Source organism: Parafrankia sp. FMc2 (assembly GCF_041008525.1).
Lineage (GTDB): Bacteria > Actinomycetota > Actinomycetes > Frankiales > Frankiaceae > Parafrankia.
Map to the genome: position 1 here is coordinate 226,927 of NZ_JBFLUG010000001.1, position 12,564 is coordinate 239,490.

The 12,564-nt window shown below is 71.2% G+C and carries 10 protein-coding genes; 5 read left to right on the plus strand and 5 right to left on the minus strand.

Annotated features, from left to right (window positions below; genetic code table 11):
• Positions 1-374: 374 nt before the first annotated feature.
• Positions 375-1,193: a hypothetical protein gene (locus AB1460_RS01075; protein WP_368958619.1), complete on the plus strand. Its 819-nt coding sequence runs from the start codon at positions 375-377 to the stop codon at positions 1,191-1,193.
• A gap of 32 nt (positions 1,194-1,225) precedes the next feature.
• On the opposite strand, the gene AB1460_RS01080 is transcribed toward AB1460_RS01075, so the two are convergent.
• The 3 genes from AB1460_RS01080 to AB1460_RS01090 form a co-directional block, all read right to left on the minus strand.
• Positions 1,226-1,600 carry a hypothetical protein gene (locus tag AB1460_RS01080; RefSeq protein ID WP_368958620.1) on the minus strand — a complete coding sequence of 125 codons (375 nt, stop codon included), beginning with the start codon at positions 1,598-1,600 and terminating at the stop codon, positions 1,226-1,228.
• A gap of 295 nt (positions 1,601-1,895) precedes the next feature.
• On the minus strand, positions 1,896-2,618 hold the full coding sequence (locus AB1460_RS01085) for a pentapeptide repeat-containing protein (RefSeq protein ID WP_368958621.1): 723 nt from the start codon (positions 2,616-2,618) through the stop codon (positions 1,896-1,898).
• An 86-nt stretch (positions 2,619-2,704) separates the two neighbouring features.
• Positions 2,705-3,475: a TMEM165/GDT1 family protein gene (locus AB1460_RS01090; protein ID WP_368958622.1), complete on the minus strand. Its 771-nt coding sequence runs from the start codon at positions 3,473-3,475 to the stop codon at positions 2,705-2,707.
• A 400-nt stretch (positions 3,476-3,875) separates the two neighbouring features.
• Between AB1460_RS01090 and selA the strand changes: the two genes are divergently transcribed.
• Positions 3,876-5,582: an L-seryl-tRNA(Sec) selenium transferase gene (selA, locus tag AB1460_RS01095; protein ID WP_368958623.1), complete on the plus strand. Its 1,707-nt coding sequence runs from the start codon at positions 3,876-3,878 to the stop codon at positions 5,580-5,582.
• Positions 5,583-5,637: 55 nt separating this feature from the next.
• Complete coding sequence (locus AB1460_RS01100) at positions 5,638-6,306, plus strand: hypothetical protein (protein WP_368958624.1); 669 nt, start codon at positions 5,638-5,640, stop codon at positions 6,304-6,306.
• Here AB1460_RS01100 and AB1460_RS01105 read toward each other — a convergent pair.
• Together AB1460_RS01105 and AB1460_RS01110 are read right to left on the minus strand one after the other, a co-directional pair.
• A complete protein-coding gene (locus AB1460_RS01105; protein WP_368958668.1) occupies positions 6,272-6,931 on the minus strand; it encodes a hypothetical protein in 660 nt (219 codons plus the stop codon). The genes AB1460_RS01100 and AB1460_RS01105 overlap by 35 nt on opposite strands.
• A 280-nt stretch (positions 6,932-7,211) precedes the next feature.
• Positions 7,212-8,939 (minus strand): hydantoinase B/oxoprolinase family protein, encoded by a 1,728-nt coding sequence (locus AB1460_RS01110; protein ID WP_368958625.1) that lies wholly within the window; start codon positions 8,937-8,939, stop codon positions 7,212-7,214.
• A 422-nt stretch (positions 8,940-9,361) separates the two neighbouring features.
• Here AB1460_RS01110 and AB1460_RS01115 point away from each other — a divergent pair, with 422 nt between their 5' ends.
• Positions 9,362-11,011 (plus strand): NAD(P)/FAD-dependent oxidoreductase, encoded by a 1,650-nt coding sequence (locus AB1460_RS01115; protein WP_368958626.1) that lies wholly within the window; start codon positions 9,362-9,364, stop codon positions 11,009-11,011.
• A gap of 800 nt (positions 11,012-11,811) precedes the next feature.
• Positions 11,812-12,105, plus strand: a complete 294-nt coding sequence (locus AB1460_RS01120) for a redoxin domain-containing protein (RefSeq protein ID WP_368958627.1) — start codon at positions 11,812-11,814, stop codon at positions 12,103-12,105.
• The last annotated feature ends 459 nt before the right edge of the window (positions 12,106-12,564 follow it).

The window sequence follows — 12,564 nt, forward strand, 5'->3', positions numbered from 1 at the left end:
TCCGCCCGCCGGCCTTCCCCGATCATGCGCCGTCTCACGCGGCACGTGACATGCGGCGCTCGGCAGCGGGTCGCTCCCGCGCAATCGGGCTCCGCGGCCGACGCAATGGCGCGGACCCGCCACCTGCAGCAGCCTGGTTTACATGGGGCGACGGGATAGCCGAGCCAGGGTGGTCGGAACCGCGCCCGGATCGAATTCTGCCCTGCTTCTTCTCCACCATCGGGCCGGATCACCACGACATACCCGGAGGAATGAAGAAGCTCTTCGACGAGAAACTCCCCGCCGCGCGGGGTGTTACCTCCGGAATCACCGTGAGACGGTCATCCCGCAAACAGCGATCGAGCAATCTCCCCGCCGCGGAGGAGGACCACGCGATGTCCCGACCGACCCCGGACACCACACCGAGTGACGATCTCGCCGACCTGGCCCTGCGTCGCCCGGCACCCACACCCCGTGAAGTGACAATCTTCGTCGGCCGCGTGGACGGCGCTGCCGTCACCGTTGCCGCCGCTCCCCGGCCACCCGGCCACGAGCGGCGCGGGGCCATGCACGCCACCGCGACCGGGCAGCCCCACGCTCGCGAGGCACCGACCAGGGGACAGCCCGACGCGGAGTGGTACCGCGCCGGACGACCCGACACGTACGGCGGCGCCACCCGCGACGCGCACGACATCCACACCACGGACGATCTGCTGCGCGGCGAGCCGGAGAACAGTCCTTACCGTGCTTTCGCCACCCACGGTCCGAACGAGCCAGACCAGCTGGACGAACCAGCCGGGCCGGGTGAGCGGGAGGAGTGGGAGGACGGACTGGAGGAAGGGCCGGTGGTACGGCTCCGGATCGCCCCGGCCGGGCCCGGGATCTCCGCCGCCACCGATCTCGGCGCGGACGAGGTCCACCGGATCATCGAACACCTGCTCGCGCTCGACGCCGCCCGGCGATCAGCGCTTCTCGACGCCGAAGCCAGCTTCGCCGGCCAGGCTGCCCCGGCCGGCCCCGGCGACGAGGCCGGCCCGTTCAGGCCGGCAGCCCGGCCCGGGGGCGCGGACGGGACGCGGATCACGGTCATCACCGCCGAGGGAACCACGGCGGGCGGCCTCCGGCATGCCCTGGCCTCCGTGCCGGCCGACGCCCGCCTGCGGGACTTCACCAGCGACACAGAGGTCGTCCTGGTGTTCGACGAGCCTTCGTAGCGCAGCGACTGCTCCGGAGGCGGCCCGGCCGGTCAGCCCTTCGCCACACCGGCCCGCCGAGCCTCCAGATCGGCCCGGTCGGCGACCCAGTAGGGCCCCTCGTCCTCGACCATGTCCGTCATGATCACGTGGTGATGTCCCTGGTGCCCGGTGGGCAGCAGGCAGGTCATCCCCTCCGCCCGGCATCCGGGGGCCGTGACGGTCCTCGGGGCGGACCAGGACAGCCACACCTCCTCGTTCCCCCAGCCCTGCAGGACGGCCATGTGGCTGTCGGGGTGACCCTCCTGCAGCCCGCAGGTCACCTCACTGGGCACCTCGTACGCGGCTCCCGGCACATCGTCGAGCCGCATGACAATGTCCTCGGGCACGCGCTGCCAGGCCCCGCAGCCGCCCTCCTCCATGATCATCCCGTTGCCGTTCCCTCCGCTGTCGCCACCGGCGGACCGTCACCACTCACCCTAAACAGGGGCAAGATAGACACTCTTCGTGTCCGCATCGTCACATGCGCGATCGACGCACCGATATAAGCACGGACCGTCGGGAGGCCTCCCAGCAGGGCGGAATCATCCCTTTTCTGCAGAGACGCGCCGTTGCTCCGTTCCGCTTTCCTGGTGCACCGCCCGTTTTCCGCGCTGCCACCCTGGCGGGACGGCGTCGGAGGCGGGCATCCGGCGCCACCCGCGCAGGTGTGGCCGGTAACAGTCAGACCACGGAAATCGCGAGGGCGGCTGCCATCGGCCCGACGAGAGTCATCACACTGTCCGCATCGACCTCCGCGCCGGCGAGCCCGTGCACCCCCACGGCACCGTCGAAGCGACATCCGTGGAAGGCGGCCGCCGTGATCGTGACCCCCGTGAACACCGCCCCGTTGAGGGTGCAGTCCTCGAACCGGACGTGATCCAGCCGTGTCCCGGTCAGGTCAAGACCGGACAGATCGCAGCCGGTGAAGCGGGCACGGTGCAGCCGGCACGACCGGAGGGTGACCCCGTCCGCGCGGACCTGGTCCAGGACGAGGTCGTGGAACTCGCCCCGGATCCACACTGTGCCGGACACCCGGCCGCCCGTGATCTGGATGCGGGTGCCACCGCCGCCGTCGATCACGACACCGGCCAGAACCCCCTGATCGATCAGGACATCCCGCAGGCGCAGGCCCGCGGCCTCACCCCCCAGGACGCGCGTGCCGGCGAGCACGGTGGAATCGATCGTCGCACCGGCCAGACCGCCCCCATCCGGATCTCCGGCGGCGAGGGCCGCGCTCAGGTCCTCGACGGTTCCGCGCACGACCCGCGGCTGCCGACCCGCCGGCTGCCCACCCGCCGGCCGCCGGCCGCCGGTGCCCCGGTCGAGCTGGCCGATCGCCAGAACCGACAGGTCGAGATCCGGTGTTGCCGGCTGCCACGGGCCGACTCGCCTGCGCGGGGTCATGGCCCGATTCTGCCGGCAGGCCCGCAGCCGACTCAGGGCGACGCCGGGCCAAGCCCTGCCACCCCTGCCGGCCTCGGAGGGCGTCGTCAGCCTCGAATGGCGTCGACCAGCGAGATCAACGCCAGCACGGTGAAGGCGACCGCCGCGATTCGCGTGATCAGGCGCACCGACAGGACACGAAGGAGCCCACGCCCGCCGGCGATGGCCATGGCCGCGACGGTCCACAGCGCGAGGACGGCGCCAAGCCACACCGCCACCGGCGCGGAGTAGCGGGCAGCGAGGTTCGCGGTCGAGAACTGGGTGAGGTCACCGAGTTCCGCGATGAACACCACCGCGAACGACGTCGCGGCCACGCGCAGGAACCCCGAGCGATCAGCGCCGCCGCCCGCGGATCCGGCGACGCCATTCCCCTTCGAACCCACGGCAGCCGCGCCGACACCGGCCTCGGCCCGCGCGCCTGCCCCGTGCCCGGGCTCCGTCGCGGTCCCGGCTGCGCCTCCAGCCCCGGTGTCTCCGGCAGCGACACCGACACCGGGTTCTCGGGACGTCTCCGACTGGTCCGGCTCCGCACCAGGACCGTCTCCCCCGTTCTCCCGGCCCTCCCGCAGGACGAGCACGGCGCCGAGGGCGAAGAGCAGCGCCGCGACCCCGTCGACGGCCCGGGACGGCAGCAGTGACAGTGCGCTTCCCGCCGCCACGGCCAGCGTCACCTGCACGGCGAAGGCCGCGGCGACACCGACCCAGACATACAGCGGACGGAAGCGGCTACCCAGGACGAGACTCGCCACCATCGTCTTGTCCGGGAGCTCTGCAAGGAAGATCACTGCGAAGGTGACGAGGACGGCGGTGAGACTCACGGGCTCGGATCCCTCTCTTCAGAGGCCGGGCCGGTGACGGGAACCGCCTTCGACCCGGCATGACAGCCAGATCGAAGGTCTCGCCCACCTGACAGAGGTCAGGCCCGACGGCCGGGCCCGAAAAACGGGCCAGTATGTCGACACGCCGGACCGTGCACGACCTGGGATCACCACCGGCCCAGGCCCGCCCGCCCATCGCTGGGGCGGCGGTGCACATCGGCCGGGGAACACCCGGGTTGCCACGGCGGGGCTACTCCCCTTCTCCTCGCACAGTACCCCGTACCCGTCCGTGACGCCGGATTCGCAACCGCACAGAGGACAACAACCAGACCACACCCAACCCACTCTCCACGGAGTGCCATCATTTATTTACAGACAGATACGACTAGCATCACTCAAGGTGATCGCCGATCCTGGCCGACCGTCCGTCGAACCCACGCGGTTCCTCACCCTTCCCGCAACACCGAGCAGGGTGATCACGGCCCGCGCGGTCCCAGGTGACCCGACCGCTGGCCGCCTCGCCCCGAGCGAACCAACCCCGTACCGCCCGAGACCCACCGAGCAGACCGGGACCGCCCGGCGGCCCGCCGGGCGGTCCGGCGCGCTTCCCCGCACCACACCGGCACACCCGAGCGGTTCCGTCCCCGGCGCGGCCCTCACCACAGCGGGCCAGGTCCCGGCCCGCCTGCGTCCGGTGATCAACGCGACGGGGATCCTGCTGCACGACGGCCTGGGCCGGGCACCACTCTCGCCCGCGGCACGGGCGGCGGTCGACGCCGCCGCCGCGACCTGCGACCTCGAACTCGACCTGGCGACCGGCCGCCGCGGTCGCCGCGGAAGCTCCGCGCTGACGGCGCTCGCCGCGACAGTGCCCGCTGCCCGTTCCGTCCATGTCGTCAACAACAACGCTGGCGCCCTCATGCTCGCGGCCCTGGCCCTGGCCGGCGGCCGGGAGATCGTCGTCAGCCGCGGTGAGATCGTCGAAACCGCCGACGGGTTCCGGCTGCCCGAGCTGCTGACGTCCACCGGCGCCCGGCTGCGGGAGGTCGGGACCACCAACCGGACGACCCTGGGCGACTACGCGGACGCCATCGGACCACGTACCGGCTTCGTGCTCCGGATGCACCCGCCGAGTTTCCAGATGGTCGGGCTCACCGCCGCACCGGCGCTGACCGATCTCGCCGAGCTGTGCGCCCGCCGGGGCGTGCCCCTGATCGGGGATCCCGGCTCGGGGCTGCTGACCCCGGACCAGGCGCTCCCCGGCGAACCGGACGCCTCGACCTGGCTGCGCGACGGCGTCAGCCTCGTGACCACCTGCGGCGACAAGCTGCTCGGCGGTCCGCAGTGTGGTCTCGTCCTTGGCCGGGCCGACCTCGTCGACCGGATGCGCCGCCATCCGATGGCCCGGGCCCTGCGGGTCGACAAACTGACACTGGCCGCGCTGGAAGCGACCCTGCGCTTCGGCGACAGTCCCGTACGCCACTTCCTGCACGCGGACGCCGCGGCACTGCGGAGCCGCGCCGAGCGCCTGGCGTCCTGGCTGCGCGGGTCCGGGGTGCCCGCGTCGGCGGTGAGCAGCCGGGCCGTGGTCAGCTCGGACAGCGTCGACGACACCAACCGATCCCCCAGCGCCGCCCGCCGGGCCACGGTCGGGACGGGGACGGGCCTCGGCGGTCACGGCGCTGGCCTGCCCAGCGCGGCCATCGCACTCGACGCCAGCCTCGCCGCGCTGCTGCGCCAGGGCCGCCCGTCCGTACTGGGACGGGTCGAGCAGGGTTGCTGCCTGCTGGATCTGCGATCGGTGCCGCCGGATCTGGATCCGGTTCTCGCAGCGACGGTCCTCGCGGCCTCCACCGGAGCAGGATCCGGCGCCGGCGACATCCCGGCCGCACCGCCCGAACCCACCGACACGTCCGAGTACCCCGACGAGCATGGAGGGCCTGGAGGGCCTGGAGGGCCTGGAGGGCCTGGAGGGTCTGGAGGGTCTGGAGGCACCGGCACCGAATCGGCGGGCTGGGCGCATGCACCGGGCTGGGCGCGGCCCACCGACCGCTCCCCGTCCGCGGGCTGGACACCGGCGGACGTCGACGAGGTGACGCTGCAGTGACGTCGGCGGTGACCTCGGCAGTGACCTCGGCGGTAAGGCCGGCCGTGCAGCCGCCGTGGTGACCTGCGGCCTGCGCTGGGCCGGTGGGTTCGTCCTTGTCACCCACGGCCTGGTGCACCTGCTGATCTGGCCGGGTGCGCCCCTCGGGACGTCCGGCGACACCACCCGGCTGCGCTGGAACGGCACGTCCTGGTCCTGGGTACCGGGCTGGATGCCGCCCGCGGCGGTCAGCGCCGTGGGCGGGACGCTGCTCGCCGCGGCTGTTCTCGGTTGCCTCTTCGGTGGTCTCGCTCTGCTCGGGCTGCCGGTGGCACACCGGTTCCCGCTGTCGGCCGCCGGCACCGGCGCCGTCTGCTCACTGCTGCTGTTCGCACTGATCTGGCCGGGGCTCGAACCGGACCCCGCCGAGTTCGCCGCCGGGGCGGTCCTGAGCGCAGCGCTGCTCGCCGGGGTCTGTCTCACCCTGCTGGCGCGTAGGTGGAGGCGCCGTTCCAGCTCCCCGGCAGAGCCGGGCGGCCCCGCCGGGCCAGAGGGCGCAGCCGCCCCACCAGCCCAGGACCGCCAGGACCGCCAGCACCGCCGTCAGGCTGGGGACACCGTGCGGTCGGGGAGTCCGTCCAGCTCAGGAACGCCGTTCAGGTCAGAGACGCTGCCCTGGCCAGAGACACCGTGCTGGCCAGGAACACTGTTCAGGCCAGGGACAGGGCCGACAGCTCACGGTTGAGATTGGCCCGGGCGGCCGGCTCCCAGAGCCTGCGGGCCCAGGCCGTCGCGTAGATCGGCCCGTCCAGAAGGTTCCGGAGGACGGCACCCCGCCCGGCAGCCCAGGTGCCGCCGCCGACCCAGGCGTACTCGAGCCGCACCCGGCGGACGTACCTGTCGTAGGACGGCGCCGGGCGGGCCAGCACCCGCAGGTCGGCATCGTTCACGAAGCTCTCGTCTGCTGCCTCGGAGTGGTGCCCTGCTGTGGCCTCCACCAGCCGGCGCACGTCGGCGATCACAGCCGCCGGGCAGCCGAGACCGCCGAGGACATCACCGGCCAGGTCCGCGGATCTGCTCTCGTTGTCGCGCGCACGCGAGTCGTACACCGCATCGTGGAAATGCACCGCGAGCAGGCAGACCGGCACGTTCACGCCGGCGGCCGGCGCCCGGTCGGCGGCGATCAGCAGATGGAAGGCAGCGGTCGTCTCCGCCACGTGACGGAGCGTGTGGTAGTGACGGCCGGGTTCCCGGTAGCGCCGGACGAGGTCCACGAAGGCGGCCACCCGGTCCCCGGCCTCGGCCGTGGCGCCGGCAGCGACCAGCGCGCCGTCGAACGCCCGGGCGAGTGGCGAGCGTGCGGAAGCCATCCCACCCGCGATGGCGCCGGCCACGACGGAGTCGGTCACACTCTCGATCGTGAACGCTGTGTGCCTCTTTCGCAGCCGATTGCACGGATCTATCGATCACACCTTTGACTCATCGTTTGACAGGCAGCACGTTGCCGTAGTCGAACATGTGTGCGAATGTGAGCGCGTGGCAGTCCAGATAACGATCGACAACCAGACGTACACGTTGCGCGATGACGTCGACCCGGAGGAACTGCGGCGACGCGTCGCGCAGGCAGTCTTCCGTTGCGAGGTCGAACAGCTACATCTCGCGGGCGGGCAACGGCTCCTCGTCAACTGGCGCGCCGTCCGTTTCGTCCAGGTCAGTGCCACCACCTCGGGCACCACCAGCGTCACCGACGGCGCCGATTCCACTGCGGACGGCATCGCCGGCACCGGGCGATGACGGCGCCGGCGGCGATCCCCACCCCCCACCACCGGGGGTACGGAGAGTGACCACCGCACCGGCGGGCAGATCACGGCTCACCTTCGGCGGAAGCGGGGCTCCGTCGACGTCGTTGTGGCCGACCGCGCCCGCCTCCCCTCCCTCGACCCCGCCGGGCGCATGCCGCCTCCGGTCCGTCAGGACGGACAGTGTCGCCGCTTCCAGAACCCGCACCGAACGCACGAGCCCCGCGCCGCCCGGGTGCCTGCCACGCCCACCCGTGCCGTCGGCGAGCTCGTACCGCTCGACCCGCATCGGGTACTCCAGTTCCAGCGCCTCGATCGGGGTGTTCAGTGTGTTCGTCATCCCCACGTGCACCCCGGAGGAGCCGGGCCCGCGGGCCGACGCGCCCTGGCCGCCTCCCAGCGTCTCGTAGTAGGTCCAGGTGGCCCCGCCGATGATCAGGTTGTTCATGGTCCCCTGCCCGGGCGCCGGCAGGATCATCTCCGCCACGGCACCCGGCTGCTCCCCGACGCGGGGTGGGCCCTCCTGGCCGGCACCGACGGCCAGGCGCAGGGCGGCGAGGACGGTGTCGGCGATCCGCTGGGACGTCTCGACGTTGCCCGCCACCACGGCGGAGGGACGGCGGGCGTCCACCAGCGACCCGGGCTCGGTCACCACGGACAGCGGCGCATAGGTGCCGTCCCCACTCGGGACGTCGTCGGGCAGCAGCACCCGCAGCGCGAAGCAGCAGGCCGAGCGGGTCACGGCACGCGGGCAGTTGACGTTGCCGCGCACCGCCGGGGAGGTGCCGGTGAAGTCCACGGTCATGCTGTCGCCGGCGATGACGACCGCGACCCGCAGGGGGATGTCCCGATCATCGATGCCGTCCCCCTCCAGCTCGCTGTCCACCCGGTACACGCCGTCGGGCAGGCTCGCGATCACCGCACGGCTGCGCCGCTCGCCGTAGCGGAGCACCTCGGCGAACGATTCCAGCACCACCGACGCCCCGTGCCGGCGGGCGAGGTCGGTCAGCCGGGTGGCGGCCAGGCCGCCCGCGGCCGCCTGCGCACGCAGATCCCCGCGGCGCAGATCCGGCGTCCGCGAGTTGGCGCAGATGAGGTCGAGGACGTCCGCCTGCCACTCCCCGGCGCGGACCAGACGGATCGGGGGAATGATCAGACCTTCGGCGAAGATCTCGGTCGAGTCCGCCGGCATCGAGCCCGGGCGCATCCCACCCATGTCGGAGTGGTGCGCACGGGTCGCCGCGTAGCCGATCACCTCACCGTCGAGAACGAGCGGGGAGATCAGGGTGACGTCCGGCAGGTGGTTCCCGCCGGAGAAGGGGTCGTTGAGCACCCACACGTCGCCGGGTACCGGGCCGCGAGCGGCGACGACCCGCACCGACTCGTACATCGCGCCGAGGTGCACGGGCACATGGGCCGCCTGGGCGATCATCAGGCCGTCGAGGTCGAACAGCGCCGCGGAGCAGTCCCGACGTTCCTTGATGTTGGACGAGTAGGCGCTGCGGACCAGCAGGGTCCCCATCTCCTCCGCCACGCCACCGATCGCGCTCGACAGCACCGCAAGAGTCACCGGATCCATCCCTCCACCTTCCCACTCGACCCCTCCCGGGCGGGGCGGAGTGGGCCCCGCGCGGTGAGGCGGGTGGCGAGCGGGCAACGCCGCAGCCAGCCGGGGCGCCAGGCCCGCGGCAGGTCGGCGGCGGGCCGGCCTCGAGTCAGCGGCGGGCGGGAACAGCCGGCGCCAGGCGGACAGGGCCCGGACAGGGAAAAGACAGCGCTCTGACAGGGTGCGATAATTTACTTTTCAAGTACAAATCGTCATATTTCTGTACGAAAGCCGTGAGGCATCCGACAACCTGGCGTTGATGTCCCATTTATCTAGACCAACGGACGGATGAGTGGTTCAGTACGCAATCATGAAGGGATCGGGCCCTCGTTCCACCCGCAGACGGAACGAGATGCCTGATCATCTCCGAATGGCTGCGTCCAGGGAGTAGTGCAATGAGCGAGTACGACTTTTCGGTCGCCATTCTTGGCAGCGGTATCGCCGGCTCGACGCTGGCGAACATCCTCGCCCGACATGGCCACAGCGTGGTACTCGTCGACAGCGGCACCCACCCGAGATTCGCCCTGGGGGAATCGACGATCGGGGAGACGACCTATCTCCTCAAACTGCTGTCCAAACGCTTCGACGTACCGGAGCTCGGCCATGTGAGCAGCTTCGACGGGGTGCGCCAGCACGTCTCCTCGGCCTGCGGCGTGAAACGCAACTTCGGCTTCGTCTACCACCGCGAGGGCGAGATCCAGAACCCCGACGAGGTGACGCAGTGTAGCGTCTCGGAGTTCCCGAACGGACCCGAGATGCACATGCACCGCCAGGACATCGACTCGTACCTGTTCTACTCAGCCGTCCGCCACGGCGCGCACCCGCGGCAGCGGACCTTCGTGGACCACGTCGAGTTCACCGACACCGCGGCCACCCTGGTGACGAAGAGCAACGAACGGATACGCGTCCGCTACGTCGTCGACGCCTCCGGGCGGAACTCCGTGCTGGCGAACCAGTACGGCCTGCGCGACGACCCCTGCCGGTTCCGGACGCACTCGCGGACGCTGTTCACCCACATGGTCGGCGTCACCCCGTTCGACGAGGTCACCCGGCCCAGCGGGCAGCCGTCGCCCTGGTACCAGGGCACCCTGCACCACCTGTTCGACGGTGGCTGGCTGTGGGTCATTCCCTTCGACAACCACCAGCGCGCCACCAACCCGCTGTGCAGTGTCGGGCTCAACCTCGACACCCGCCGGTTCCCGAAGCAGCCCGGGGCCCGCGCGGAGGAGGAGTGGCAGGCGTTCCTCGACCGGTTCCCCAGTGTGGCCCGCCAGTTCGAGGGCGCGCGGCCGACCTGGGAGTGGGTCTCCACCGGGCGCACCCAGTACTCCAGCACCCGGACGGTGGGCGACCGCTGGGCGATGATGAGCCATGCCGCCGGCGCCGTCGACGCGCTGTTCTCCCGCGGCATGGCCAACACGATGCAGGTCATCTACGCCTTCGCGCCGCTGCTCATGGAGGCGCTCGCCGACGGCGACCTCTCCGCCGAGCGCTTCGCACCCATCGAGCAGCTCAACCAGACCATCCTGGACGTCAACGACCAGCTGGTGGCCGGCTCCTACGTCTCGTTCCGGGACTTCGACCTGTGGCGGGCCTGGTCGAAGGTGTGGTTCATGGCCTGGAACCTGGGGATTGCGCGCATCGTCGGCACCTACTTCACCTTCGAGGAGAGCGGCGACCCGGCGCTGTTCGAGCAGCTGTCCAACGCGCCCTTCCCGGGGACCTTCTGCCCGGACCTGCCCGAGTTCCAGGACCTGTTCCGTCAGCTCGGCACCATCATGGAGCAGGTCGACGGCGGCCGGACGGCGCCCGGCCAGGCCGTGGACCAGCTGGCGCGGCTCCTCGGCTCAGCGGCCTTCCTGCCCGCGCCGCTGCGGCTCGGCGACGTCCTGCGCCGGTGGCACGACGGTTCGTTCGAGGCACAGCGCCGGATGTACGAGTGGGGCCGCTCGACCTCGCCGGCGCCGCTGCGCCGCTGGTACGACTACGATCTCGACGCTCTCCTGAGCCGCACCGGCGGTGTGCGGGAGCCGGCCGCGCTCTGAGCCGGGCGGGAACACCGCCACCTTCTGTGACGGAAAGTAGCGCCAGTGGCGCCCGGCTCGACGTGCCACTGGCGCCGCCAGCGGCTTCGGCCGCTGCGGTGGATATCGCCCACACCGCCGCGAATCCAGGAACGCGACAGATCTCTCCGGCCCCGGAGGCCGCACTCGACCGGGGCCGGAGTACCGAAACCGACGCCTCCGCCGACGCACGCGGGCGTGCCGTGACGGAGGCCCGTACGCCATCGCGGCCGACTGAGATCCCGCCGCTGGGAAAGCGCGGAACCAGAACGGCGGTGGTTGAAGGCCGCGGCGACCCAGGTCGTCTGGGAAACGTGACCTGAATACGATGAACGGCCGCCGATCTCCGATTGCGGTGCCCCCGCCTTCCTGCAGGTGCCGACTCGCGCCGGTTCCAGAGCCCCGGAGCGGGCCGGATGAAGGCCGACCAGCGATTCTTTCAGAAACATGAGCCGGACCGCATCCCCGTGGTCAGGCCGGGGACATTCGCCGCGACCACCGGGCCTGTGGTCCCCCAACTTGAGGACAATATCGGCCCCGCGACGGGTATCCCGACCCGCCCCCGGCAGAATGTTCACGGCCGCAGCACGGCGGATCCGGGCGCAGCGCTACCCGTAAGGAGCACGATGTCATCTCTGTGGGCGGCCTCCGCCAGACCTCCCAGATCCCCGGCCGACCGGATCCGCCCGCCCGCTGGCCCGGCAGGCACCCGCCCGGCAGGCCCTTGCCCCCGGCAGGCCCTTGCCCGGCCAGGGCGGACCACGGCCGGAAGGCCCGCTGAGATGGCCACTCCCGCTGTCGGACAGCCGGCCCCCGATTTCACGCTGCCTGGCCTGACCCTGGCCGACAGAACGGCAGCCCGCTCCGACCTCACCCTCTCCCAGGAGCGGGGTCACCCGGTGGTCCTGGCGTTCCACCCCGGCGACAACACTCCGGCGTGCACGAAGCAGCTGTGTTCCCATGCCGCCGGCATCGAGGTGCTTCGCGGCCTCGGCGCACCGGTGTGGGGAATCGGAATCAACGGCGTCACCTATTCCGATGTCGACACGATCGCCGCCCAGCTCGCCACGTTCTAGAACGACGTGGGACGCGCGTGGTCCTCATCGACCGCCCACGGCCCATACCGTCCGACAGACCGTGGCGGAATGTCACCGAACCCGCCCCGCCGCGCGTCACACGGAAGGACCCGCCGGCCCGGAGCAGGCCTGGACCAGCGGTTCAGCAGGAGACCCAGCGACATCCGGGCACTGCTCTGACCTGCGCTTATGAAGCTCGGACAGCAATCCCACAGAGCTCTCAATATGCCCACTCGTGTTACCTGGCCAGCCCCGTCAACGACTACTGTGCGAAGTGCTCCATAACTGCACAGGTCGGATCCGCCCGAATCCTGGTGAGATGACACTGACAGGTACCAGCGCGTTGGCATTGCCGGGAGAGAGGGCCGTCACGTCATGGCGCTCGAGGACCCGGAGAGTGCTCCCATTTTCAAGTGGGGCGAAATGCGAAGAAGGCTCGGGACCTGGTGGTTCGCACGA

Coding starts and splice junctions, on each gene's coding strand:
- AB1460_RS01075 (WP_368958619.1), top strand. CDS start 375: ATGTCCCGACCGACCCCGGACACCACACCGAGTGACGATCTCGCCGAC.
- AB1460_RS01080 (WP_368958620.1), bottom strand. CDS start 1,600: ATGATCATGGAGGAGGGCGGCTGCGGGGCCTGGCAGCGCGTGCCCGAG.
- AB1460_RS01085 (WP_368958621.1), bottom strand. CDS start 2,618: ATGACCCCGCGCAGGCGAGTCGGCCCGTGGCAGCCGGCAACACCGGAT.
- AB1460_RS01105 (WP_368958668.1), bottom strand. CDS start 6,931: ATGGCTTCCGCACGCTCGCCACTCGCCCGGGCGTTCGACGGCGCGCTG.
- AB1460_RS01110 (WP_368958625.1), bottom strand. CDS start 8,939: ATGGATCCGGTGACTCTTGCGGTGCTGTCGAGCGCGATCGGTGGCGTG.
- AB1460_RS01115 (WP_368958626.1), top strand. CDS start 9,362: ATGAGCGAGTACGACTTTTCGGTCGCCATTCTTGGCAGCGGTATCGCC.
- AB1460_RS01120 (WP_368958627.1), top strand. CDS start 11,812: ATGGCCACTCCCGCTGTCGGACAGCCGGCCCCCGATTTCACGCTGCCT.